At 40.7% G+C, this 26,625-nt stretch carries 26 protein-coding genes and 1 other annotated feature; all 26 genes read left to right on the forward strand.

Features of this window, described 5'->3' with window-relative positions; translation table 11 throughout:
- The 26 genes from H9649_RS02505 to H9649_RS02630 all read left to right on the forward strand — a co-directional run bounded on the left by H9649_RS02505 (position 1) and on the right by H9649_RS02630 (position 26,624).
- Positions 1–2,205 (forward strand): penicillin-binding transpeptidase domain-containing protein, encoded by a 2,205-nt coding sequence (locus H9649_RS02505; protein ID WP_191693081.1) that lies wholly within the window; start codon positions 1–3, stop codon positions 2,203–2,205.
- Between the two features lie 56 nt (positions 2,206–2,261).
- The gene (locus H9649_RS02510; protein WP_191693355.1) at positions 2,262–4,178 is read left to right on the forward strand and encodes a penicillin-binding transpeptidase domain-containing protein; all 1,917 of its coding nucleotides are present in this window, start codon (positions 2,262–2,264) and stop codon (positions 4,176–4,178) included.
- Positions 4,179–4,217: 39 nt separating this feature from the next.
- A complete protein-coding gene (gene mraY / locus H9649_RS02515; RefSeq protein WP_191693082.1) occupies positions 4,218–5,192 on the forward strand; it encodes a phospho-N-acetylmuramoyl-pentapeptide-transferase in 975 nt (324 codons plus the stop codon).
- Positions 5,193–6,542 (forward strand): UDP-N-acetylmuramoyl-L-alanine--D-glutamate ligase, encoded by a 1,350-nt coding sequence (murD, locus tag H9649_RS02520; protein ID WP_191693083.1) that lies wholly within the window; start codon positions 5,193–5,195, stop codon positions 6,540–6,542.
- A 34-nt stretch (positions 6,543–6,576) separates the two neighbouring features.
- Complete coding sequence (gene ftsW, locus H9649_RS02525) at positions 6,577–7,668, forward strand: putative lipid II flippase FtsW (protein WP_191693084.1); 1,092 nt, start codon at positions 6,577–6,579, stop codon at positions 7,666–7,668.
- Positions 7,669–7,683: 15 nt separating this feature from the next.
- Complete coding sequence (locus tag H9649_RS02530; protein ID WP_191693085.1) at positions 7,684–8,478, forward strand: cell division protein FtsQ/DivIB; 795 nt, start codon at positions 7,684–7,686, stop codon at positions 8,476–8,478.
- The gene (locus H9649_RS02535; protein WP_191693086.1) at positions 8,453–9,178 is read left to right on the forward strand and encodes a DUF881 domain-containing protein; all 726 of its coding nucleotides are present in this window, start codon (positions 8,453–8,455) and stop codon (positions 9,176–9,178) included. The genes H9649_RS02530 and H9649_RS02535 overlap by 26 nt, the downstream gene beginning before the upstream one ends.
- Before the next feature lie 31 nt (positions 9,179–9,209).
- Entirely contained in the window at positions 9,210–9,929 is a 720-nt protein-coding gene (locus tag H9649_RS02540) for a DUF881 domain-containing protein (protein WP_191693087.1), read from the forward strand.
- Between the two features lie 2 nt (positions 9,930–9,931).
- The gene (locus H9649_RS02545) at positions 9,932–10,300 is read left to right on the forward strand and encodes a small basic family protein (protein ID WP_191693088.1); all 369 of its coding nucleotides are present in this window, start codon (positions 9,932–9,934) and stop codon (positions 10,298–10,300) included.
- Between the two features lie 98 nt (positions 10,301–10,398).
- Positions 10,399–11,682 (forward strand): cell division protein FtsA, encoded by a 1,284-nt coding sequence (ftsA, locus tag H9649_RS02550; RefSeq protein ID WP_191693089.1) that lies wholly within the window; start codon positions 10,399–10,401, stop codon positions 11,680–11,682.
- 34 nt (positions 11,683–11,716) lie between these two features.
- Positions 11,717–12,883, forward strand: coding sequence for a cell division protein FtsZ (ftsZ, locus tag H9649_RS02555; protein WP_191693090.1), 1,167 nt, complete (start codon positions 11,717–11,719; stop codon positions 12,881–12,883).
- Positions 12,884–13,166: 283 nt separating this feature from the next.
- Entirely contained in the window at positions 13,167–14,021 is an 855-nt protein-coding gene (locus tag H9649_RS02560) for a sigma-E processing peptidase SpoIIGA (protein WP_191693091.1), read from the forward strand.
- Positions 14,011–14,724 (forward strand): RNA polymerase sporulation sigma factor SigE, encoded by a 714-nt coding sequence (gene sigE, locus H9649_RS02565; protein ID WP_191693092.1) that lies wholly within the window; start codon positions 14,011–14,013, stop codon positions 14,722–14,724. The genes H9649_RS02560 and sigE overlap by 11 nt, the downstream gene beginning before the upstream one ends.
- Before the next feature lie 96 nt (positions 14,725–14,820).
- Entirely contained in the window at positions 14,821–15,600 is a 780-nt protein-coding gene (gene sigG, locus H9649_RS02570; RefSeq protein ID WP_191693356.1) for an RNA polymerase sporulation sigma factor SigG, read from the forward strand.
- Between the two features lie 82 nt (positions 15,601–15,682).
- Complete coding sequence (locus H9649_RS02575; RefSeq protein ID WP_191693093.1) at positions 15,683–15,925, forward strand: PRC-barrel domain-containing protein; 243 nt, start codon at positions 15,683–15,685, stop codon at positions 15,923–15,925.
- Between the two features lie 71 nt (positions 15,926–15,996).
- A complete protein-coding gene (locus tag H9649_RS02580) occupies positions 15,997–16,692 on the forward strand; it encodes a YggS family pyridoxal phosphate-dependent enzyme (protein ID WP_191693094.1) in 696 nt (231 codons plus the stop codon).
- On the forward strand, positions 16,689–17,153 hold the full coding sequence (locus H9649_RS02585; RefSeq protein WP_191693095.1) for a cell division protein SepF: 465 nt from the start codon (positions 16,689–16,691) through the stop codon (positions 17,151–17,153). The genes H9649_RS02580 and H9649_RS02585 overlap by 4 nt, the downstream gene beginning before the upstream one ends.
- A 25-nt stretch (positions 17,154–17,178) precedes the next feature.
- Complete coding sequence (locus tag H9649_RS02590) at positions 17,179–17,466, forward strand: YggT family protein (protein ID WP_191693096.1); 288 nt, start codon at positions 17,179–17,181, stop codon at positions 17,464–17,466.
- A gap of 38 nt (positions 17,467–17,504) precedes the next feature.
- On the forward strand, positions 17,505–18,281 hold the full coding sequence (locus H9649_RS02595; RefSeq protein WP_191693097.1) for a YlmH family RNA-binding protein: 777 nt from the start codon (positions 17,505–17,507) through the stop codon (positions 18,279–18,281).
- Positions 18,282–18,371: 90 nt separating this feature from the next.
- On the forward strand, positions 18,372–18,878 hold the full coding sequence (locus H9649_RS02600; RefSeq protein ID WP_191693098.1) for a DivIVA domain-containing protein: 507 nt from the start codon (positions 18,372–18,374) through the stop codon (positions 18,876–18,878).
- Positions 18,879–18,935: 57 nt separating this feature from the next.
- Positions 18,936–19,148: a binding site (T-box leader), on the forward strand.
- Positions 19,149–19,230: 82 nt separating this feature from the next.
- On the forward strand, positions 19,231–21,993 hold the full coding sequence (ileS, locus tag H9649_RS02605; RefSeq protein ID WP_191693099.1) for an isoleucine--tRNA ligase: 2,763 nt from the start codon (positions 19,231–19,233) through the stop codon (positions 21,991–21,993).
- A gap of 140 nt (positions 21,994–22,133) precedes the next feature.
- Positions 22,134–22,610 (forward strand): signal peptidase II, encoded by a 477-nt coding sequence (lspA, locus tag H9649_RS02610; RefSeq protein WP_191693100.1) that lies wholly within the window; start codon positions 22,134–22,136, stop codon positions 22,608–22,610.
- Positions 22,610–23,524, forward strand: coding sequence for an RluA family pseudouridine synthase (locus tag H9649_RS02615; RefSeq protein WP_191693101.1), 915 nt, complete (start codon positions 22,610–22,612; stop codon positions 23,522–23,524). Before lspA ends, H9649_RS02615 begins: the two co-directional genes overlap by 1 nt.
- A gap of 206 nt (positions 23,525–23,730) precedes the next feature.
- Positions 23,731–24,273, forward strand: a complete 543-nt coding sequence (gene pyrR / locus H9649_RS02620; RefSeq protein WP_191693102.1) for a bifunctional pyr operon transcriptional regulator/uracil phosphoribosyltransferase PyrR — start codon at positions 23,731–23,733, stop codon at positions 24,271–24,273.
- Between the two features lie 27 nt (positions 24,274–24,300).
- Positions 24,301–25,593 carry a uracil-xanthine permease family protein gene (locus H9649_RS02625; RefSeq protein ID WP_191693103.1) on the forward strand — a complete coding sequence of 431 codons (1,293 nt, stop codon included), beginning with the start codon at positions 24,301–24,303 and terminating at the stop codon, positions 25,591–25,593.
- 152 nt (positions 25,594–25,745) lie between these two features.
- The gene (locus tag H9649_RS02630) at positions 25,746–26,624 is read left to right on the forward strand and encodes an aspartate carbamoyltransferase catalytic subunit (protein ID WP_191693104.1); all 879 of its coding nucleotides are present in this window, start codon (positions 25,746–25,748) and stop codon (positions 26,622–26,624) included.
- Position 26,625: the final 1 nt, after the last annotated feature.

Raw genomic sequence — 26,625 nt, forward strand, 5'->3', positions numbered from 1 at the left:
ATGTTTTTAATTTTCGGAGGGCTCTTTTTGCTGTTATTCGGACGGCTTTTAAGCATACAAATTACAGGTCAGGCGGAAGGTCGTCAACTCGCAATGATGGCAGAAGCTAAATATGCCAAAGAAGCGATATTGAAAGCCGAAAGAGGAGAAATAGTTGACAGGAATGGCGAATTAATAGCTTCTGATACGTTAAGTTATCGACTTATAGCCATATTGGCCGAATCGGCAACTGAGAAAAACGCTAAGAAAGCAAGACATGTTGTGAACTATGAAAAGACAGCTGAACTGTTGAGCAGATTCATCCCGATGGAGGAAGAAAAGATCCTTGGTCAGATGACTTCTGCTGTTGCAAAAAATACGGATGATTACAAAGTCTATCAAACAGAATTCGGTAAAGCCGGACGCGATATCAATCATGAAACGATGCTAGCGATTAAAGAAGCAGCTGATAAAGAAGAAGTTACAGGTCTGCAATTCATAGAAGATAAAAAACGGTTCTATCCTAACGGAGATTTCGCTTCGTATTTAATCGGGTTTGCAATGAAAGAGGAAAATGCAGATAAAAAAATTACAACCGTCGGCAAGATGGGCCTTGAAAAAACTTACAACGACCTGCTCACTGGCGTAAACGGTAAAATGGATTATAAAACGGATTTCTGGGGATTTGTTCTTCCTAAGACAGAGAAACAGATAATGCCGGCAAAAGACGGTATGACAATTCAATTGACGATTGATAAAACGATACAGAATTTTGTTGAAGACGCTATGAATCAAGTACAAGAGAAATATACTCCAGCTAAAATGCTTGTCGTTGTAGCGAACCCGAAAACTGGAGAAATTTACGCGATGAGTCAGCGACCTTCATTCCACCCCGGGACACGGGAAGGTTTGACGGAGAATTGGTTAAACGATGCTGTAGAAAATACAGTCGAACCTGGCTCTACTATGAAGATGTTTACATTGGCGGCCGCAATTGAAGAAGAGAAATGGGATCCGATGGCTGAGTACCAATCTGGACAATATACGATTTACGATAAAACAATAAGGGACGTCAACAAAACAGGTTGGGGAAGAATAACGTTCCTTGAAGGATTCCAACGCTCATCAAACGTATCGATGGCCTATTTGTTGGAACGTATGGGAGACCGGACGTTCATTGAATATCTTAAAGGATTCGGTTTTGGTGAAAGAGTCGGCATCGACTTGCCACATGAAGCTTCTGGAATTCTGCTAGATATTAACCCAAGTGAACGGCTCACCACCTCTTACGGACAAGGGACAACGGTAACACCAATCCAGATGATTCAAGCCGCTACAGCGATCGCTAATGATGGAAAGATGATGAAACCTTATGTTATTGACAAAATTATTGATCCGAATACAAAAAAGACTGTAGAAGACCATCAACCCGAAGAGCGAAAGTCTCCTATATCTAAAGCGACTGCTAAACAGGTGAGAGAAATTTTAGCTTCTACAGTAACTTCTGAAGCAGGTACTGGTAAGAAGTTCGCATTATCTGATTATACCGTAGGCGGTAAAACGGGAACGGCTGAAATACCGAAAAAACAAGGTAGAGGGTATTTAGCGGGAGACGGTAATTATTTGTACTCGTTCTTAGGAATGGCTCCTATCGACGACCCGCAACTATTAACATATGTCATCGTACAACAACCACAATTAGAGATCGGTCAGTATGGTTCCGATCCGGTTTCAGAATTGTTTACGACAATTATGGATAGTAGTTTAAAGTATATGAATATCGTACCTGAAGACAGTGGTGTGTCGAATACCGTTTCGCTAATTAATAACGTTGATAAAGATTCTGCTACTGCAACTGATACAATACTTGAACAAGGTTTTACTCCGATTTTAATCGGTGAAGGTGGAAAAGTGATAAGTCAATATCCTGAAAAAGGAACAAAATTGACTAAAGGCTCGATTGTTTTGTTGGAAACAACTGGTAAAACAACATTGCCTAATTTTTCCGGGTGGTCGAAAAAAATGGTTCTATCGTTTAAGATGTTATCAGGGCTAGATATACGTTTGAATGGCGATGGATACGTAGTTGAACAAAGTCTTTCACAAGGTTCGGTAATTAGTGAAAAAGATCCGGTCGTCTTGCAGTTGCGTTCGCCTGAAATGCAATTTACACCAAGAGAGTTTGAAGAAGATGCAGAAGAGGTAGAAGAGATAATTGGTGGATGATGTATAGACAACCGTATCCATTCATAAGTTGATAGAAAAACGAAAGGTGTGGGGCGCTGCGTAAATATGCAGATTTACAGTCGAAAAAGAGATTAAGAGCTGTCTTTATCATATTTCTCTTTTCTATTACACTGGTCATCGGAAAGCTTTTTCACGTTCAAATCATTAAGCATGAATGGTTAAAAGCGAAAGCGGAAGAAAACTGGGATAGAGAAATCCCTTTTGGCGCGATTAGGGGTGAGATTAATGATCGGAATGGGGAACTTATTGTAGGCAATCGTCTTGCTCCGACATTATATTTCATGCCCTCACAAAATCGACAACCAGAAAAAGCGGCTATCGAGCTAGCTGCTATTCTCAAAACGGATTCAAAAAAACTGCTTGAAAAGATGACGAAAAAGGAATATATGGTAAAGCTTGCGCCTGAAGGAAAAAATATTACTAAAGAGCAGGCGGATGAAATTGCAAAACTGCAAATTGAAGGATTATATACAGGTATTGATTTTACCCGTAATTACCCAAATGACGATTTGTTAGCTCGATTAATTGGTTTTACAGGATATGATGGGCAAGGTTTGGCAGGTATTGAATATGCTTATGACGAAATACTACAAGGTACAGGCGATAAAATAAGAATGTATACTGATGCAAGGGCTGTTCCATTACCACATGTGGACGACGGATTTCAAACTGGTGATAACGGAGCCACGATTGAATTGACGATCGACGTTGAAATGCAGAAAATCATGGAACGCGAATTGATTCAAGCTATGGAGAAATATGACTCCACACAAGCCGTAGGTATTATTATGAATCCAAAGACTGGTGAGATACTTTCGCTTGCATCCATGCCTTCCTTCCATCCGACAGCTTACCAAGAAGTGGATCCGTCCATTTATAATAGAAATCTTCCTGTGTGGATGACGTTCGAACCAGGCTCCACGTTTAAGATTTTAACGCTAGCAGCTGGACTAGAAGAGAAAGTCATCGATTTGCATGACGAACATTTTCATGATCCGGGATATACAATGGTTGCTAATGCCAAGTTGAGATGCTGGAAGAGATCCGGACATGGGCATCAATCTTTCTTGGAAGTAGTGGAAAATTCCTGTAATCCAGGCTTCATTGAAATTGGTCAGCGACTCGGTGGAGAGAAATTGGACGCTTATATCCGTAATTTTGGATTCGGTGAAACGACAGGATCAGGTATTGCTGGTGAAGCAAAAGGAATACTCTTTTCAAAAGAAGGATTTGGGCCTGTGGAACAGGCGACAACAGCATTTGGTCAAGGTATTTCTGTAACACCGATTCAACAAGTACAGGCGGTTGCTGCGGCTATCAATGGCGGTAACTTATATAAACCGTATATTGTAAAGGAAATTAAGAATGATAAAGGTGAAACGTTACAAGCTTTTGAACCCGAATTGAAACGACGGGTCATTAGTGAAGAGACGTCTGCCCAAGTGAGAGAAGCGCTGGAGTCTGTTGTCGCGAATGGATCTGGCCGCAATGCTTTCAACGATGGTTTACGAGTTGGAGGGAAAACTGGAACTGCACAAAAAGTTGTGGACGGAGCATACCGTGACGGTGATTATATCGTGTCCTTCATCGGTTTTGCACCTGCAGACGATCCTGAATTGCTCGTTTACATCGCAGTCGACAGCCCGAAAAACTCCGTCCAGTTTGGTGGCGTCATCGCAGCTCCAATTGTCGGAAGAATTATTGAGGAAATTGCGCCGCTAGCTGGTGTAGAAAAACGCACAGACCAGCTCGAGAAAGAATATCGTTGGGGAGATCAGATTACACATCGTGTACCTGACTTGACAGGAATGACAAAAGATATGATTGGTCGTCAACTTCATACGTATCGTATTGAATGGCACGGAAAAGGCGAAGTCGTAAAATATCAGATGCCTGAGCCGGATGCGCTTATGAATGTGGATGATGTTATCCATGTCTATACCGAAGAATGAATAACAATGTATTTTTAAAAAAGTTAAGGAGAACATACTATGAAACTCGAAGCTACAATAACGGTAATTACCGTCGCATTCGTAATAACAGCAATCTTAGGCATGTTAATCATTCCTCTGCTTAGAAGACTGAAGTTCGGGCAAAGCATCCGGGAAGAAGGCCCGGATGCCCACAAGAAAAAAGCGGGCACGCCTACTATGGGCGGCCTTATTTTCCTGGGGTCCATTATCATTTCAATGCTTGCCTTATCATACATATATGAAGATGTACTAACTACCCAGACGATTGTATTAATGATTGTTCTCGCGGGCTTCGGGTTGATTGGATTTTTGGACGATTTTATTATAGTCGTTATGAAAAGAAATTTGGGTCTAACATCCATCCAAAAATTGATCGGTCAAATTGTCATTGCGATAATTGCCTACTTCCTTTTGAAAATGGGACCTTTTGAAACGACTGTTGCCATTCCGTTTACCGATTTTTCATTTGATTTGGGAGTTTTCTACGTGGCTTTCCTCGTGTTTTGGCTAGTCGGGTTTTCAAATGCGGTTAATTTGTCCGATGGTCTTGACGGATTAGTTGCAGGAACTTCCACGATCGCATTTGCCGCTTTCGGTGTGTACGCTCTCGCATATGAACAGAACGACATAGCAATATTCTCATTTGTTGTTGCTGGCTCTATGCTCGGCTTTTTATTGTTTAATATGAAGCCTGCTAAAGTTTTTATGGGTGATACTGGCTCACTGGCATTAGGTGGAACCATTGCCATGCTGTCCATTTTAGTGAAGCAGGAACTTCTTCTTCTAATCATCGGAATTGTCTATGTTGTTGAAACTTTATCGGTAATGATTCAAGTTACCAGCTTCAAATTGACGGGTAAAAGAGTTTTCAAGATGAGTCCGATTCACCATCACTTTGAATTATCTGGATGGTCAGAATGGAAAATCGTCATCGTTTTTTGGGGAGTGGCATTTTTAGCTGCGATCATCCCTTTACTGTTGGAGGTGTTCTAAATGATTAAGCCGAATGATTTTAAAGGGAAGCGCGTATTAGTGCTCGGCCTTGCCAAAAGCGGATATGCAGCTGCTGAATTGTTGCAATCACTTGGTGCAATAGTTGTTGTCAATGATGCGTCACCTGAAGAAGGTAACGATGATGTTCTTGTTCTGCGTTCAAAAGGTGTGGAAGTGATTTGTGGTGGACATCCACAAAATTTATTGGATAAAGAATTTGATTTGATTGTTAAGAATCCTGGAATTCCTTATCAAAACCAAGTGCTACAACAAGCTTTACAACAACAAATTCCGATATGGACTGAAATTGAATTGGCGTATCTAGTAAGCGAGGCACCGATTATTGCTATTACCGGATCTAATGGGAAAACGACGACAACTACCCTCCTTTATCACATGCTTAATATCGGAGGGAAGAAGCCGATAATTGCTGGAAATATCGGAACTGTCGCTTGCTCCGTAGCAGAAAACGCAACATCTGATGAAGTTATAGTAATGGAAGTCTCTTCTTTCCAATTGGCTGGTGTTGAGAAGTTCCGTCCTAAAATAGCAGTGTGGACCAATTTATATGATTCTCATATCGACTACCATGGAACTGCGGAAGAGTATGCAAAAGCAAAAGCTAATATCATTAAAAATCAAGAGCCCGATGATTTTTTCATCTATAATGCTGATCAGACCGATATGCAGAAGTATATTGAGCAGGGTCGCGGGAAAAAAATTCCGTTTTCTCTTCAAGGTAAAACGATTGATGGAATTTCAGCAGATGATGAGATGATCTACTGGTTAGGAGAACCATTCGTTAAGAGATCGATTATCAAATTGCTAGGTCAACATAATCTTGAAAACATTTTGGCTGCAACGGCTTCTGCAATTTTGATGAACTGTGATAAGGATACAATTGAAAATGTTCTAAGTTCATTCACTGGTGTACGTCATCGAATGCAATTCGTCAAGGAATTTAATGATCGGACGTTCTTTAACGATTCAAAAGCTACGAACACTCTAGCGACCAAAAGTGCACTGTCTTCTTTTGAAAGCCCGGTCATTTTAATAGCTGGCGGGTTAGACAGGGGACATTCCTTTGAGGAATTGCGTCCATACATGACTCAAGTGAAAGCTGTATTTGGACTAGGAGAGACGGCGGATAGATTTATTGAATTTGCAAGATCATGTGGTGTGCAAATTACACAAAAAGCACTGACAATGGATGACGCTGTGAAAGCTGCCTATGAGTCTTCCGAAGAAGGTGATCAGATTCTTCTTTCGCCGGCTTGTGCGAGTTGGGACCAATACAAAAGTTTTGAAAATCGTGGAGATGCTTTTATTGAAGCGATTATGAACCTATGACATAACACTTATTGATGAACAATTAGACGGAAGGATGCGTTCTCTGGATCAGAAATTGAAAGCTGCATTTCTTATTTCCGCTGCATTACTGTCTGTGATCGGTTTGGCATTTGTTCATTCAGCAGGCTCTTATTGGGGGCTAGTACATTACGCTGAATCTTCACCTTTTATTGTTAAACAAGGAATTTATATGGCCGTTTCAATTTGCGCTGCTTTAGTGCTCATGAAAGGACCATGGACATCTAACCAGTTATTTTGGACGGTTTTCTATTACATAACGATACTGTTGTTAATAGCTGTCATGATTCCTGGAATTGGTGTCGTAAGGAATGGTTCACAAAGTTGGATTGCCCTTGGACCTTTCAGCCTTCAACCTGCAGAATTCGTGAAAGTGGCATTAATTGGAAAACTTGCTTGCTCAATGAAAATGCGTGCAGGTAAAAGTCCGTTCCAATTGAGTCATTTTATCCTTATTCTATTGCCTGCCTGTCTAATCATGTTGCAACCAGATCTTGGTTCAGCCGTCATAATGATTGTTTCGGCATTCGTCATTTTGTTTCTAGCGGGATATCCGATATCTTTTTTTACGATTCTTGGATTTGCCGGCATTGGTGGTTTCATAGCGCTCATTGCTGCAGCACCGTATAGGCTAGATCGAATAAAATCTTATATTGATCCCTGGAATGACCCACTAGGTACGGGATTCCAAGGCATCCAATCTCTATTTGCAATTGCACCCGGTGGACTTTTTGGCCATGGATATGGAAATAGCCGCCAAAAGTATTTGTACTTGCCTGAACCGCAAAATGACTTTATCTTTTCGATTATTGCAGAAGAAACGGGATTTATTGGTGCGACCGCCATCCTGTTGCTATTTGTCATATTGCTTATAGCTGCTTTTGGTATTGCAATTCGAACTAAAGATTACATGTCTTTCTTAATGACTGCGGGTATGGCGTCAATGATTATTTTTCAAACGTTCCTCAATGTTGGTGTCGTTTCGGGATTATTACCTGTAACTGGGGTGACATTGCCTTTTATTAGTTATGGAGGTTCGTCTTTATTAACAACCTGGATGGCGGCAGGTGTCATTTTGCATTTTGCATTTAAACGAAATCATACGTAAAAAGGAGGCGAGCTTATGGATAAAGTAATCGATATTGAAGAGCGCATTCCTTCTATGAGAGAAAGAAGAAGGAAAAAGACGAATAAAAAATTTCTTCTCATCATTGCGATCTTCATCATCGCTCTCCTCCTCTTACTGTATTTCCAGTCGTCATTCAGTAAAATCGGTGAGATTGACGTGAAAGGTGCTCATTTGCATGATGCCGATTACTATATTGAAAAAAGCGGAATTTCATCGGGTATTGGGTATTGGAGTTTTACCACTAGCATGGTTAAGGATAAAATCACTTCTGTCGATGGAGTAAAGGAAGTGTCTGTTTCAAGGTCATTGCTAAGGGATATTGAGATTTCTGTAACTGAATGGAAAACCGTGGCGTATATCGAAAACAAGGGTGAATACTCGCTCTTGCTTGAAAATGGTGATATCTTTTCGAGCAAGCAAATTAATGCCAACATACCCATTCTTAGCCATGTGGATGATGCTAGTATTAGAAAAAAAATAACATCGCAACTGCTGAAGATGGATGATGAAGTATTACCTATAATATCTGAAATCATTTATACAGGTTCTGAGGTTGACCAAGACACGATTACTGTCTATATGGACGACGGATATGAAGTGCATGCAATCATACAGACATTTGCAAGTAATATGGAATTCTATCCAGAAATTACATCACAATTAGAAGGACTTGAAAAAGGTATAATAGATATGGAAGTCGGAACGTTCTTTTCTCCTTTCAGTGAAGTATATGGTGACGAGGAGGCTGAAGAAGGGGAAGGTGATGAAGTTGGCGAAGAAGTCGAGTAATGAAAATAAGTCCCGAGGGAGATACGTGCTGTATGCAATTGTTTTCCTCGTCCTCGGTTTCATTTTTGCTTTTTCTTATCGTACATTAGGAAAAGACAAAATTGATGAACTGCGAAGTCCTACTACCCAACAAGAAGATCAGTACAGAGGTGATTTGATTGAGCAAAAAGAACGGAATAAGGAATTGACGGATGAAATTCTTCAAAAGCAAGTTGAGATTCGTGAGTTCGAAAAATCATTCTCCGATAATGAGGCTAATCATGCCGATCTTGTCAATGAAGCAAAAGACTTGCGATTATTACTTGGCGTCATTCCTTCAGTTGGACCTGGTGTCAAGGTGACTTTATCCGACGGTGATTATGACCCTGTCGATCAAAATCCAAATGAGTATATTGTTCATGAGAGTCATGTGCTTGGTGTAGTAAATGAACTAAAAATTTCAGGAGCACAAGGAATTTCAATTAATGGCCAACGAATCTCATCCAACTCGTACATAAAATGTACAGGCCCTGTCATTAAAATAGATGGTAGGACGCTACCTGCACCATTTGTTATTGAAGCAGTCGGAGATTCATCAGTTCTAGCCACCTCTTTAAATCTTAAAGGCGGTGTTGTCGATAGTCTGCTACATGACAATATTGTAGTTAGTATCGAACAAATGAAAGAAATAAAGTTACCAGCCTTACGAAATGAATCATAATTGAGTCGTCTTTCCGGAAGGGGGATATTCGATGAAAAAGACGATAAATATTAAATTCACTTTAGTCCTCCTACTAATCGGTTTCATGATTGCGGTTCAATACAATTCAATGGAAAATCCTAAGCAACGTGATACGAGGGATATATGGGCAATTCGGCAAGAATTAGCTGAAGAGAAAAAATTGCATTCAGAATTGCTGTCTGAAATTAGGGAATTGGACAATACGATATCCTCTTATAGGTCTCTAAGTGACTCAAGTACTGGACAAGCAATAAAGGATACTGTGGACAGGTTGCATCAAAAAGCGGGAACTACCGACATCGAAGGGCCAGGCATCGTCATCGAAGTTCGACCTTCAGCAGAAAGTATTGCCTATGGAATACCAATCACGAGTATTTCATCTGATTTGCTGACGCGCTTTGTCAATGATGTAAACCGCTTTAAAGGGATTAATATGGAAATAGACGGCAAGCGATATAATGTAATGAGTTCTATCAGGGTAATTAATGGTTCAACATCTGTGAATGGACTAAATGTCTCAACACCGCCATTCAAAATAAAAATCATTTCGCAAACTATGTCCGACAGTGAGAAACTTTATAATTATTTGTTGGCTTCATCGATTCACGATGACTTTTATTTGGACAACCTAATTCTGGATATTAAACCTCCTGAAAAAGATATTGTTATAAGTGGATGGTCTGAAAAGTTTGAAAATCTATATTTGAATGAATTGCCGAAAGGAGATTAACTATGTGGTTGCCGTTGTTAGGTTTAATTTTTGGAGTTTCGTTAGGATTGTTATCAGATATTCAAATTCCACAAGTTTATAGCAATTATTTATCAATTGCCGTTCTAGCAGCGCTAGATACTCTTTTCGGAGGCATTCGTGCACATCTTCAACACATATATGATGATAAGGTATTCATATCAGGTTTCTTCTTTAACATAGTGCTAGCGGCTTGTTTGGCCTTTTTAGGTGTCCATTTAGGCGTCGACCTTTACTTGGCCGCGGTTTTTGCATTTGGCGTTCGATTATTCCAGAACATTGCTGTAATTAGAAGGATTTTATTGGCGAAATGGTCTGATCGCGGGAAGAATTCACAAGGAGAAAGTTCATGACTGAAAGGAAATGTTGAACTTATGGCGAAAATATTTAGACAATATGACTGTAATACAATAGAATGTAAGATAAGGACTGTAATAGGAGGTGCCGGGAAGTGAGTCAATCGACAATATATGTTTCACTAGATATAGGTTCTTCATCCGTCAAAGTTTTAATAGGTGAAGTAGATGGAGGATCGCTTCATGTCATCGGAGTTGGTAACGTACAATCAGCTGGTATCCGCAAGGGCACAATTATCGATATAGATGCAACTGTGCAATCGATCAGAAAAGCAGTTGAGCAGGCTGAACGAATGACTGGTATGCAAATTAGAGATGTCATTCTTGGCATTCCAGCTAATGGTGTCTTCTTGCAAGATGTCAAAGGTGTTGTCGCAGTTAATTCGGAAAACCGGGAAATAACTGATGACGATCTTGACCGGGTTATGAAATCTGCTCAAGTTATGTCAGTGCCTCCGGAAAAAGAGATTGTCAATATCATTCCTAAACAATTCATCGTCGATGATTATGACGAAATTAAAGATCCTAGAGGCATGATAGGTGTTCGGTTAGAAATGGACGGCACACTTATTACGACATCTAAAACAATGGTCCACAACATTCTGAGATGCGTTGAGAGGGCAGGCTTGGTCATTCAGGAAATTTACTTACAACCATTAGCTTCAGGCATGTTTGCATTGACGGATGACGAAATGAATCACGGAACAGCATTTATTGATATAGGTGGAGGATCTACGACAATTGCCATTTTTGGAGATAATCGTTTCGTGTCCACTGCTGTCATACCGGTTGGTGGGGATCATTTGACAAAGGACTTGTCAATCATCTTAAAGACACCAACAGAACAAGCGAGGAAAATCAAACACCAATATGGACATGCTTTTTATGATGATGCTTCAGATGATGAACTATTTGAGGTTCCGGTTATTGGTGCTGATTCAAAGGATCAATATAGTCAAAGATACATATCGGAAATTATCGGTGTCCGATTGGAAGAGTTATTCGAATTGGTTTTAGAAGAATTCTATCGTATGGGCATCCATGACTTACCGGGTGGGGTCGTTCTTACAGGCGGCACTACGAAACTTGAAGGGATACTGCAGCTTGCAAGGCATGTGTTGAAAACGAGAGTAAGGATCCATACTCCCGAATATATCGGCGTTCGCGAACCAATGTATTCGACTGCTGTAGGTCTTATCCGTTATGCTAATATGGAAGATACGTATTTTGGCATTTCGGCTGAATCACAATCTGCTGCGACTTCACAGGAGACGGACTACAGTCCGGTACCGAAGAAAAAGGCCGTGAAACAAGATAAAGAGAATAAACCGGGCCTAATGAGTAAAACAAAAAAGTTTTTAGATGGATTTTTTGAGTGACTATGACGTTCAGTAAGGATTAGGAGGAGAGACAATGCTTGATTTTGATACGAATATTGATGCTCTAGCTGTAATTAAAGTAATTGGAGTAGGTGGCGGGGGAAATAATGCTGTCAACCGCATGATTGAACATGGAGTACAAGGTGTTGACTTTATCGCAGTAAATACAGATGCGCAAGCACTTAATTTATCAGAAGCTGAAGTGAAATTACAGATTGGTGCTAAATTGACACGTGGACTTGGTGCAGGCGCTAATCCGGATGTTGGTAAAAAAGCGGCTGAAGAAAGCCGTGAACAGATTGAGGAAGCGCTTCGTGGTGCGGATATGGTGTTCGTTACAGCTGGAATGGGTGGAGGTACTGGCACAGGCGCAGCGCCGGTCATCGCTCAAATTGCGAAGGATCTTGGAGCACTAACTGTAGGTGTCGTTACAAGACCATTCACCTTTGAAGGACGTAAACGATCAACACAAGCTATTGGTGGAATTACTGCCATGAAAGAATCTGTTGATACATTGATTGTCATTCCAAATGACAAGTTGCTTGAAATTGTCGACAAGAATACACCAATGCTTGAAGCGTTCAGAGAAGCCGATAATGTTCTTAGACAAGGTGTCCAAGGTATTTCTGACTTGATCGCCGTTCCTGGTCTAATTAATCTCGACTTCGCTGATGTTAAGACGATTATGTCCAACAAAGGATCGGCTCTTATGGGTATCGGTATGTCCACAGGTGAAAACCGGGCTGCTGAAGCTGCTAAGAAAGCGATTTCCAGCCCGTTGCTTGAAACGTCCATAGACGGCGCTAAAGGTGTTCTTATGAATATTACAGGCGGTTCTAATCTTAGCCTATTTGAAGTACAGGAAGCAGCGGATATTGTGGCTTCAGCATCTGATGAAGATGTCAACATGATTTTCGGATCTGTTATTAATGATTCGTTAAAAGATGAGATTGTTGTTACTGTCATCGCGACCGGGTTCAATGAAGAACAATTGAGTCCACCGAAACCTTCGCGGGGTGCAGGTTTCGGCGCTGGACGTACACAACAACAACAACAACAACCAGCAGCACAGCCGACACATACGCGTAGAGAGGAAACTCAGCAGTTCCAACAGCCTGAGCAACCTGCGCGCCAACAACAAAGCAATCAACAAGACGATGCATTGGATATTCCTACATTCCTTCGCAATCGTCGTAGATAAAATAACGCTTAAAAGCTCCTCTGAGGTCCAATTGGATTCCAGAGGAGCTTTTTTATGTTCTTTGTCAAGTGACGTCCATGTACCCCTTTGTATTCCGTTCCATATGGACCTATGCTGAGGACGGAAGCGGCTAAAGCCGTGCCCGCGGAAAGCGTCCGCTTGGAACGGAAAACAGTGGGTAGTAGAGATGCAATGATTGTCGAATATTTACTAACGATTCATCTCTGTTCCGACAAACATTGCAGAATTCAAATGTTATCCTTATTTTCAAGGAGGCGTAGTGATGTATGGGGAATTTATTATCGGTATTAATATGGTCTTCAACTTTGCGGTATTAACATTTGCTAATCAGATGGGCAAGGCACAAGCCAATTGGAAACGATTGACCTCTGCTTCGTTCGTCGGTGCATTGCCTGTCACTTTCGTTCCCGACTCCTTACTAATCCTCATTCTATCATTCATCTGTATGGTCATTTGTGCATTCGGTATTTCTTTTAAATCATGGAGTGGGCCATCGGTTCTTGTTTTAGTTGCTTCCCTCTTTGCGGGTGGCGTACTTACAGTTTTCACAGAACGACTGTTATTTTCAAATGCACTTTACACAGTTTTTGTTTGTGCGATACTAGCATACATTGCGCTATATATACTGAAGATTAAATGGCTTGATGTCAGAGTAGCAAAGCATTTATCTTCCTATACTACTGACTCCACTCTGTCCATTTGGAATTCCCACATAGACGTAACTGTATTTATCGACACAGGAAACCACTGTACGGAACCATTATCAGGAGAACCTGTTCATTTTATTTCATTAAGATTTATCCAACAAATAATTCCAGATGAGTTGTTAAATCCATTAAAATCATGGAATCCTAGAGGTATGCCTCAGTTATCATTATTTCCACAAAAATATCAAAAGAATATCAGGTTAATTCGTCTACAGACAATACAAGGCATTTCATGGGCTGTAGGTTTTAAATATGATAAATGGATGATCGGGGAAGGAAGTGAATTGCCATCAGGTTATATTGTATTAACGAAAGATGATAACCGTTATCCGGAAGGAGCAGGCGCAATATTGCATGTGTCCGCATTAGAATCCATTACAAGCGAAAGGGGAACTGGTTATGTGGTCTGAAATGAAAAAATGGTTATCAATTATTAAAAGTTTATTTAAAAGCAAAAAAAGTGGCACTTACTATATTGGAGGTCATGAATCCCTTCCGAAACCATTAACACGTGAAGAGGAAGCAGTGGCAATAAGAGCATTCATGGAAGGTGATATGGATGCACGGGATACATTAATTGAAAAAAATCTTAGACTTGTCGTGTATATTGCTCGACGTTTTGATAATACGAATACACATATTGAAGATTTAATTAGTATTGGTACAATCGGACTTATAAAAGCGATTGAAACCTTTAAGGCCGATCGCAATATTAAACTTGCGACATATGCATCGCGCTGTATTGAAAATGAAATACTTATGCATCTACGGAAAACTAATCGTACAAAGTCAGAAATCTCATTTGACGAACCATTGAATTCGGATGCAGACGGAAACGAATTATTACTATCTGATATATTGGGCACAGATGAGCATATTATTACAGATGATGTCGAGAAAAAGTTGGAAAGACAACATATGATCGAAGCCATCAGTATATTGGATGAAAGAGAAAGATATATAATGGAATGCCGTTTCGGTTTGACTGGCCATTTAGAAATGACCCAGAAAGAGGTTGCTGAGTTACTTGGTATTTCACAATCATATATATCTCGGCTTGAGAAAAAGATCATCTCTGATTTACGTGATAAATTGAATCAACCAATTGCTTGATGGTTGAAATTGGCGAATCATATTTCGCATATTCCGCATAACTGGGGACAAACTATTTCCTACAGTCATCTACAGAATGTGGAGGAAAAGCGAATGATGCGTACAAGAGTCGAAATTTGTGGTATCGATACGTCCAATTTGCCATTACTGACAAATGAAGTGATGAAAGCAACATTCATCAGATTACAAAGCGGCGATGAATCAGCTCGAGAAGAACTGGTTTTTGGGAACTTGCGATTAGTTCTTAGTTTAGTTCAGAGATTTGCTTACAGGGGGGAGCAGGCAGATGACCTTTTTCAAGTAGGCTGTATCGGACTTTTGAAGTCCATAGATAATTTTGATTTGAAACATAATGTTCGATTTTCAACATATGCAGTTCCAATGATTATCGGAGAAATAAAAAGGCATTTAAGAGATCACCATTCCATTAGGGTGTCCAGATCTCTTAGAGATATTGCGTATAAAGCTATTCGAGCAAAAGAACAATTCATCAACGAGCATCAGAGAGAGCCGAAAATATCTGATTTGGCGGGTATTATAGATATACCTGAAGACGATATTTTGTTTGCACTAGATGCTATACAAGATCCGATGTCATTGCACGAACCGATGAATGGTGATGGCGGGGATCCGGTTTATATAATGGACCAGCTACATGACAAAAAAGTCTCCGAAGATCGTTGGCTCACTTATGTGTCTGTGAAAGAGACGGTATCTGAAATGACGGAGAGGCAAAAAACAATTCTCTCTAAACGTTTCTATCATGGACAGACACAGACGGAAATTGCTAAAGAATTAGGTATCTCTCAAGCCCAAATCTCTAGACTTGAGAAAAATGCTATTCAATTAATCAAAGAAGGTATGGAAAATGAATGACTGTTGGAAGAAACGCAATGTGCTCCAAGCATTGCGTTTTTTTCTGCCCTACCAGCATATCGTGTAAAAAGGAGGAATTAGGATGAGGTTTTCGGAATTGCAAAAAAAAGAAGTTATTGAAGTGAAAAAGGGTTCATTCCTTGGGTTTGTACAGGATGCAACGATTGATATGAAAAACGGAAAGCTCGATGTTTTGCAAGTCGGCGGAGCAGAAAGAACACTTTTCATGGAGCCGAAAGTAAAGGAATTCAAGCAAATTAAATACGATGATGTCGTAACTATTGGCAAAGACATTATTTTAGTAGGCAAAAAGCCTGTTATTTAAAGAGTAATCATTGATATGTATGCATTCACTTGATACAATAAAGCAAAGTAAGAAGAAAAGTAGTGATAGAAATGACAAAGCTTTACGAAAAGACTGAGCAAATTCGAAAAGAAATTCAACAAGCCTGTCTACGTACTGGACGAAATCACGAAGACATCACAACTATTGCTGTCACAAAACAGGTTTCGTCCAAGCGGGCTATTGAGGTCATCGATTCAGGCATTATTGATCTCGGTGAAAACAGACCAGAAGGCTTATTAGAAAAACAAGCTGATATCCAACAACCGGACTTGAACTGGCACTTTATCGGAAATGTGCAAAGTAGAAAAGTGAAAGATATTATTAACGAGATTGATTATTTACATTCGTTGGACAGGTTAAGTCTTGCTAAAGAAATACAGAAACGAGCAAGTAAAACAGTCAACTGTTTCGTTCAAGTGAATGTGTCTGAAGAACAATCGAAATCAGGCCTTACCGTTGAAGAAGTTGAGGAGTTCGTGCAACAACTGAAGCAATATGATAAAATTCAAGTTGTAGGTCTGATGACGATGGCTCCATTTACGGAAGACCAAGAAGTTATCCGTTCGGTATTCCGATCACTTCGGAAGCTGCGTGATGAATTGTCTTCCAAGAAATTGAAACACGCTCCATGCACACTGTTATCCATGGGAATGTCAAATGACTATGTCATTGCGATTGAAGAAGGTGCAACTCACGTTAGAATCGGTACCGCATTAGTCGGAACGGAGAGCGAGGGAGAAGAATGAGTATGAAAAGACGGATTGAAAAGTGGTTCTATCTTGACGATGAAGAGGAACAACAACAGCAACAGGAACAACAACAGGCGGTGAGGGAACCGAAGCAGCATTCTGTGCAGCAGCAACAACCAAGAAGGACTCCTGCAAGGAAGCAACAAGAAGTCGAAACTCAACAACCTGGCACAGTTGTCAGTCTCCAAAGTTTGCAGAAATCTTCTAAAGTCGTATTATTTGAACCGCGTGTCTATGCAGAAGCACAGGATATTTCAGAACACTTGAAAAACAAACGCGCCGTTGTTGTAAACTTACAGCGTATTGAGCGAGATCAGGGAATACGTATTGTCGATTTTCTGAGCGGAACTGTTTACGCACTAGGTGGAGATATACAGCGAATTGGGACAGATATATTTTTATGTGTACCTGAGAACGTTGAAGTGGCAGGGGCTATTTCTGATTACTTTGAACGATAGAATTAGATGAGGTGTACAGACAAAGATGTTTATTTTAAATTTGATTTATATAGCTGCAGAATATGCAATTAATATTTTCTCAATACTTCTCATCATTTATATTTTGATGTCATGGGTACCTGCATCCAGAGAAACTACAATCGGTCGATGGATCGGTAAAATTGCAGAACCATATTTAGGTTTTTTCCGTAAATTTATCCCGCCACTAGGCATGATCGATATTTCACCAATCGTTGCCATATTTGTTTTGAGATATTTGATCGTTCCTGGTTTGTATCAAGTCTATTCAATGATCGCCTCACTTATTAGGTGAGGTTTTTTTTATAAGAAAACGGTAAGGGGTCGTCTCAGATGGATTCGATTGTACAACATTTTAGAAAAGAAGAGCAGCCGTTCATCGAAACAGCGTTTGGCTGGGTGCGTGAAGTTGAAGATACGTACGCACCCAAACTCACCGGATTTCTCGATCCTCGTGAACAATTCATAGTTGAAACGATTGTAAATAATGCCGGTCTTTCTTATGATGCTTATGGCGGATTTTTAAAACCGGAACGCGAACGGCTGCTCATCTATCCGGATTACTACGAACCTGAAACAGACGATTACCAGGTTGCCCTGTTTTCGATTAACTATCCTGCTAAGTTCGTCACGTTGGAACATCGGGATATTTTGGGCTCTCTGATGTCACTTGGAATCGACCGTTCCAAATTCGGCGATATCCGATTACAAGATGATATTGCTCAATTTGCTGTAGTGGATGAACTGAAGGATTATTTGGCAGCGAATTTCAACTCCATCGGTAAATCAAAAGTCCGGATTGAACAGCTTGATTCTTCGGTGGCATTGATTGACTCGATGGAGTCGTGGACAGAAGAACTTTATACAATAAGTTCTTTACGACTGGACGCTGTTGTAGCAGCAATCATGAACAGTCCAAGACAAAAAGCAGTCACTCTTGTCCAGAATGATAAAGTGAAAGTGAATCACACAGTTCGTAATCAACCTGCATTTGAACTGAACGAATTGGACAGTCTATCAGTAAGAGGGGCAGGCCGATTCAAAATTTTATCAATTGAAGGTCGCACGAGAAAAGATAAGATTAGAGTATTAATAGGTGTGTTAGAATGACTTTTCAGAAATCTATTGAAAAATTGCTTACTTATTTTAAAATAGACATGTATAATGAAATGAGATGACTTGAAAGGGGAGAAACGTCCAATGGCATTGTCACCGCTTGATATACATAATAAAGAATTTAGCCGCGGTTTTCGCGGATATGATGAAGATGAAGTGAATGAATTCCTTGAACAGATTATGAAAGATTATGAGAATGTCCTTGAAGAAAACAAGGCTCTAAAGAGTAGTTTGAAAGACTCCAAAGAACAAGTTTCACACTATAATACGATTGAAGGTACATTGCAAAAATCCATTCTTATTGCACAAGAAGCTGCGGAAGACGTGCGCAGAAATTCAATTCAAGAATCGAAGCTTATTGTGAAGGAAGCGGAGAAAAACGCAGACCGCATTGTTAATGAAGCTTTATCACGTGCAAGAAAAATCGCAATCGACATCGAGGATCTGAAAAAACAATCTAAAGTCTTCAGAAATCGCTTCCGTATGCTTATTGAAGCGCAGCTTGATATGATTAAAATGGATGATTGGGACAAATTGATGGACTATGAACCAGAATCCGAATTGTTGGAGATTGCAGCGGACCGCGAATAACGGAAGGTGCTTGACAATTCGTTTTACAGACACATATAATAATGGACATATATGTATTCACAGGCGTTGACAGAGAGAGTAGTTTCCATATGCACGTAAAAGCGAGCCAGGGATAGTGAAAGCCTGGTCGATGGATAGGAAATGAAAATCACTCCAGAGCCGGATTGATAAAAACAATCCCGGGCACACCCCGTTAAGGTGTTCTAAGAGGCAGTATGATTTTTTACTGCAACTAGGGTGGTATCGCGAGAAATAATCCTCGTCCCTTTATTGGGACGGGGTTTTTTTATTTTTTGGATTCAATCCTTAAGCTCAGATCGTAAGGAAAACATACTATTGAGGAGGAAATTAAATGGAATACAAAGACACATTATTAATGCCTAAAACTGAATTTCCGATGAGAGGGAATTTACCGAACAAAGAACCTGAAATGCAAGCCAAGTGGGAAGAGATGGATATTTACGCAAAAGTACAAGAGCGAACAAAAGGACTTCCTTTCTTCGTTCTTCATGACGGGCCACCATATGCGAACGGTGATCTTCACATGGGGCACGCAATGAACAAAGTATTGAAGGATATGATCGTTCGACACAAATCAATGTCAGGCTTCCATGCTCCTTATGTACCAGGCTGGGATACGCATGGGCTACCGATTGAACAGGCGCTAGTGAACAAAGGCGTTAAGCGGAAAGAACTAAGCGTTGCTGAATTTCGTAAGATGTGTGAAGAATATGCGTATGGTCAAATTGATAATCAACGAACAGAGTTCAAACGAATCGGTGTTCGAGGTGATTGGAAAAATCCGTACATTACATTAAAACCGGAATTCGAATCTAGACAGATCCAAGTGTTTGGTGAAATGGCGAAAAAAGGTTATATCTATAAAGGTTTGAAACCGGTTTACTGGTCACCTTCAAGTGAATCAGCACTTGCTGAAGCAGAAATTGAATATAAAGATAAGAAATCACCATCGATCTATGTAGCATTCCCGATTAAAGACGGATTAGGTGTCATCGATGAAGATGTACAGATTGTCATCTGGACGACGACGCCTTGGACAATTCCTGCCAACTTGGGGATTTCTGTTCATCCAGATTTTGTTTATGCCATTGTGGATGTAGAAGGACGAAAATATCTTCTATCAAAAGATTTAGTTGAATTTGTAGCGAAAGAAATCGGATGGGAATCATATGAGATTTCAGGAGAAGTGAAAGGATCTGATTTGGATAGTGTAGTTGCCAAGCATCCGATTTACGATCGTGATTCTCTCGTTATGTTAGGTGACCATGTTACAGCAGAAGCGGGAACAGGTTGTGTTCATACAGCTCCTGGCCATGGTGAAGATGACTTCTACGTCAGTAAACAGTATGGAATCGATGCACTTTCACCGATTAACGACCGTGGTGTCATGACGGATGAAGCCCCTGGTTTTGAAGGGTTGTTCTATGAAGATGCGAATAAAGAAGTGACGAAGAAGCTTGAAGAAGTCGGCGCATTACTAAAGCTTTCATTCATCACACACTCCTATCCGCATGACTGGCGTACAAAGAAGCCGGTAATCTTCCGTGCAACTGCGCAGTGGTTTGCTTCCATCCAGTCGTTCCGCGAAGAGTTACTAGATGCAATTCGCAATACAAAGTTCACTCCTGCTTGGGGTGAGACACGTCTTTACAATATGGTGCGTGATCGTGGTGACTGGTGTATTTCTCGCCAACGTGTATGGGGAGTTCCAATTCCCGTATTTTACGCGGAGAACGGAGAAGCGATCATTACGGATGAAACGATTGCTCATGTTTCTAGTTTGTTCCGTGAAAATGGTTCTAATATTTGGTTTGAACGAGATGCAAATGATCTTCTGCCAGAAGGATTTACACATGTTGGAAGTCCGAATGGCGTGTTTACAAAAGAAACAGACATCATGGATGTATGGTTTGACTCCGGTTCGACGCACCAAGGTGTATTGGATGAGAGAGAGGATCTGATCTATCCAGCGGACTTGTATCTAGAAGGTTCAGACCAATACCGTGGCTGGTTCAACTCTTCACTAACGACGAGTGTAGCCATTAACGGGATTGCTCCTTATAAGGGCATTCTAAGTCACGGTTTCACATTGGATGGCGAAGGACGCAAGATGAGTAAATCGCTCGGAAACACAATCGTACCTGCAAAAGTGATGAATCAGCTTGGAGCGGATATTCTTCGTCTATGGGTATCTTCCGTCGATTATACGGCTGATGTACGTGTATCTGATTCCAACTTCAAACAAGTATCTGAAGTATACCGGAAAATCCGTAATACGTTACGGTTCTTACATGGTAATGTGACAGACTTTAATGTAGCAGCGGACCGAGTGGCGTTTGAAGATATGCGTCCGATCGATCAATATGTATATGTAAAACTTCAAGATCTAATTAAAGAAGTCCTTGCTTCATATGAAAATTATGAGTTTGCGAATGTATATCACGCTGTGAACAATTTCTGTACAGGTGATTTGAGCTCATTCTATCTTGATATCGCTAAAGATGTTGTCTATATTGAAGGTGCAGATCATCCGCATCGTCGTGCTATGCAGACAGTCATGTACGATACATTGCTATCGTTGCTGAAGTTATTGACGCCGATCATTCCTCATACAACAGATGAACTTTGGGCGTACTTGACTGATGTAGAAGAGGCAAGTGTACAGTTGACTGATATGCCGACAGCTGTCGATCTTGGGGAGCAGGCTACTGCACTGCGTGAGCGATTCGGCAAGTTGATGGACGTACGTGATGATGTATTGAAAGCATTAGAAGAAGCTCGGAATTCAAAAGTCATCGGTAAATCACTGGAAGCGAAAGTGACTGTTTCTTTACCTGAAAAGTATGCGGGTATTCTTTCTTCGGATGACATTGACTTCGCACAATTCTTTATCGTTTCCAAGTTCGAAGAAGGCGAGATGAGCAAAATGCCTGCTGGAACACTTGAACTTGATGCTGCCTCTGTACTTGTGGAAAAAGCTGATGGCGAGAAATGTGAACGTTGCTGGACAATTTCCGAAACTGTCGGAGAAGACGCTGAACATCCAGCTCTATGTACACGTTGCGCGACAGTCGTCAAAAACTATTATTCATAAGGCAGGATGTGAAAAGCTGTTTGTAATTATGGCGAAGTGTCATATTTGCAGACGGCTTTTCTCTTTTCTGCGTCTGAGTTCATGATTTTGCTCATTTTGTGGTAAAATGGTACAGATACTGTCGGACGGAGGTTTTTTAGTTGTTACTGTATTACGGATTAGCGCTACTCATAATCTTGCTAGATCAATTAACAAAATGGTTAGTTGTTCAAAATATGCAAATCGGTGAAAAGATTTCAATTGCCGAACCTTTTTTAGGTCTTCTCTCACACCGTAACAAAGGTGCTGCATGGGGAATGCTTGAAGGCCAGATGTGGTTATTTTATGTTGTGACAATTTTTGTCGTAGTCGGAATTATATACTTCTTCCATAAAGAAGCGAAAGGCTCCCGATTGTTAGGTGTCAGTTTGATGTTTTTACTAGGCGGTGCAATAGGTAATTTCATCGATCGATTGTGGAGGAAGGAAGTTGTCGATTTTATCGACGTAATCATACCGGTCATCAATTACGATTTTCCGATTTTCAACGTGGCAGACGCCGCTTTGACAGTAGGAGTTGTGTTAATCATCATCCATGTCATACTGGATGAAAAAAAGAACAAGAAAAAGGTGTCTTAATGGAACCAGTTATCATTGAAATAACAGAAGAACATAGTAATGGACGGATTGATAAAGTCTTATCGATGGTCAATCCTGATTGGTCACGTACTCAAATTCAACAATGGCTGAAAGATGGAGCGGTTCTTGTAAATGAAACCCAAGTAAAACCGAATCATAAAGTGAAGACAGGGGAAATAATTGTCGTCATAGAACCTGAATTGGAAGAACTGGATATCGTTGCAGAAGATCTTAATTTAGAAATTGTTTACGAAGATGCCGATGTTTTAGTCGTCAATAAACCAAAAGGGATGGTCGTCCATCCTGCAGCCGGCCACGCTAAGGGCACACTTGTGAATGGTTTGATGCATCAAGTGAAAGATTTATCCGGCATAAACGGTGTTATGCGTCCGGGAATCGTTCACCGTATTGATAAAGATACATCCGGTCTTCTTATGGTGGCAAAAAACGATCAGGCACATGTTTCACTTGTGAATCAACTTGTCGAAAAATCAGTTACACGTGTATATACAGCACTTGTCCATGGCCATATCCCTCACGATCAAGGAACGATTGATGCGCCAATCGGCAGAGATGTGAAAGAACGTCAAAACATGGCAATAGTTAATAACGGCAAGCATGCGATTACGCATTTTAAAGTGTTGGAGCGCTTCGGCAATTTCACATTAGTTGAATGTCGGCTGGAAACAGGGAGAACACATCAGATTCGCGTGCATATGAAATATATTGGTTATCCTCTTGCAGGAGATCCGAAATATGGTCCGAAAAAAACTATTGATTTTAATGGACAAGCATTGCATGCAGGTACAATTGGATTCAAACACCCGCGAGACGGCGAGTATTATGAATTTACACAACCGCTACCGGATGAATTTGTTGAGTTGATTGAACAATTGCGTACTAATAAAGATTGACAAACAGATTGTACAGTTCTATACTATACAAAGAAATTGAATAGCGATACCTTTAAAGACAGTCCAGAGAGGCTGGGAAGGTTGCACGGATGTATTGTAGAAGAGAAAATCGCTCTTTCTGCTTACTATTTTTTCTGCACAACTATCCTCCCGCCATTTTGGCAGGAGGTTTTTTGATTTTTATTATAAGGTTAGGAGGTAAGGAAATGACGGAAAAAGCGATTATTCTTGATGAACAAGCGATTGCTCGCGCGGTTACGAGAATAGCATATGAAATTATTGAAAAGAATAAAGGTATTGATGAATGTATACTTGTCGGTATAAAAACAAGAGGCGCTATACTGGCAAAACGTATTTCAGATCGGATTGAAAAGATTGAAGGCAAGCCTATACTTACTGGTGAACTGGACATTACCTTATATAGGGATGATTTGCAATTGAAGCATTCAAATCAGGAACCACTCGTTCATCAAGTGGATATCGAGCACGATGTGACTGAAATGAAAGTAATACTTGTCGATGACGTGTTATATACAGGGAGAACAGTAAGAGCAGCAATGGATGCGGTCATTGATTTGGGAAGACCGGCTGCAATTCAATTGGCGGTGTTAGTAGATCGGGGACATCGCGAGTTGCCGATCCGTCCAGATTACATTGGAAAGAATATCCCGACGTCTAGTGAAGAGCGAGTTGTAGTAAGTGTGAAAGAGCAAGACGGAGAAGATAGCGTAACGATTCATACAAAATAATTTGGACTTGCACGGAGGCGCAGACATATGAGTAATACGACAGTTTTAGATGTACATGAGAAACCACCTGCAGGCAAGTGGCTGGCACTGAGTCTGCAACATATGTTTGCAATGTTCGGGGCAACTATCCTCGTTCCTCAATTAGTCGGACTAAGTCCTGCCATCGCTTTGTTGACAAGCGGTATTGCAACGATAATCTTTATCCTTGTAACAAGATTCAAAGTACCTGCCTACTTAGGCTCCTCATTTGCCTTTATTGCCCCCATCCTAGCAGCGAAGGAAAGTGGCGGTATTGGAAGTGCAATGATCGGAAGTATGTTTGTTGCTCTTGTTTATTCTTTAGTATCCTTGATCATTTGGAGAACTGGGTCCGGTTGGATAATGAAAATTCTTCCTCCCGTTGTAGTTGGCCCAGTCATCATGGTTATCGGTCTTGCCGTTGCACCTGTTGCGGTTAATATGGCAAGTACGATTGAAGTCAATGGAGTAGATGAATATAATCTGCTGCACTTCTCTGCTGCACTTGTAACATTAGCGACTGCAATCATCTGTCTCATGTTTTTCAGAGGTGTCATAAGTTTGATGCCGGTTTTAATCGGTATTATTGTAGGATACATATACTCGCTAGCAATTGGCATCGTGGAATATGAAAAAATATTTGCAGCAAAATTCATTGAAGTTCCACAATTCCTGTTGCCTGGCATAGATTATGAATTCGTTATTACGCCAACGCTGTTGTTGATCATGGTGCCGATATCGATTGTTACGATATCCGAGCATATCGGTCACCAACTCGTACTTGGCAAAGTAGTGGAGAGAGACTTCATAAAAGATCCGGGACTAAACCGGTCGTTGCTCGGAGATGGACTAGGAACGCTGATCAGTGGACTACTTGGCGGACCTCCAAAGACGACTTACGGTGAAAACATCGGTGTAATGGCCATAACAAGGGTATACAGTGTATATGTCATTCTCGGAGCAGCGGTGTTTGCAATACTGTTCTCATTCAACGGAACACTGATGGCTGTTATTTCAACAATTCCGAAGGCGGTTCTTGGCGGTATTTCCATACTACTGTTCGGAATCATCGCTTCGTCAGGTTTGCGGATGCTCGTCGATCATAAAGTTGATTTCGGAGAACAACGAAATCTAGTCATCTGTTCAGTTATTCTTGTCATCGGTATCGGTGGAGCGTCCATTAATGTCAGTGAAACGTTCCAAGTTGGTGGAATGGCACTTGCTGCAATTATCGGCGTACTTTTGAACTTAATCCTACCAGGAAGAGACAAAGCGACATTGGCGGATGAAACAACAGAATAGAAAAACCTTTTAACATTGTACAGAGAGACAGGGAAAGGTTCGGTTGGCGGACAGTTGCGCATTAGCAAATGACAAATGTCCAGTCATACATATCGAGCCTTTCCGCTTTATGGGAAGGCTCTTTTCTTATGAACTTAGGAGTGAATACATCAATGACTAATTTATTGTCGATGAATGAACTATCAGTGGAAGATATTATGACGTTATTGGAACGAGCTGAAGTCTTCAAAAAGCTCGGGATACGTGAACTTCCTGGAAACTATATGGTCAGTAATCTTTTTTTTGAACCGAGTACACGAACAAAAACAAGTTTTGAAGTCGCTGAACGTCGGTTAGGACTTACAGTCATCCCGTTTGAAGCAGGCTTTTCCAGCGCATTGAAAGGTGAAACACTTTACGACACCGTTCGGACGCTTGAAGAAATAGGAATAGATGCAGTAGTGATCAGACATGAGGAAGACAAATACTATGAAGCATTGTTGAACAAGACAAATATTGCGATTGTGAATGCAGGAGATGGCTCTGGTCAACATCCGACTCAATCATTGTTGGATCTGTTCACCATCAAAGAAGAGTTTGGTCGTTTTGACGGACTAAATGTCACAATAGCAGGTGACGTATCTCACAGTAGAGTTGCCAAATCCAATGCAGACGCATTGACAAGATTAGGCGCAAACGTCACATTCCTATGCCCGAAAAAATGGGCTGGAGAATTTGACAGTACAGACAATTGGGATGATGTCCTTGAACAAAGCGATGTCATCATGTTGCTCCGTGTTCAACACGAGAGACATGAAGAAGATACAAGTTTTACAAAAGAAGAATACCATCGCAACTTCGGTCTGACGCTTGAGCGTGAACAGAAGATGAAGCCTGGCGCAATTATTATGCACCCCGCGCCTGTCAACCGAGATGTTGAAATTGCAGACAGTTTAATAGAATGTGACAGATCGAGAATCTTCAAACAAATGGAAAATGGCGTGTATATTCGCGCAGCAATTTTAGAAATGGTATTGAAAGGGAGGAATTGAC

The sequence above is a fragment of the Sporosarcina quadrami genome (assembly GCF_014836615.1).
Classification (GTDB): domain Bacteria; phylum Bacillota; class Bacilli; order Bacillales_A; family Planococcaceae; genus Sporosarcina; species Sporosarcina quadrami.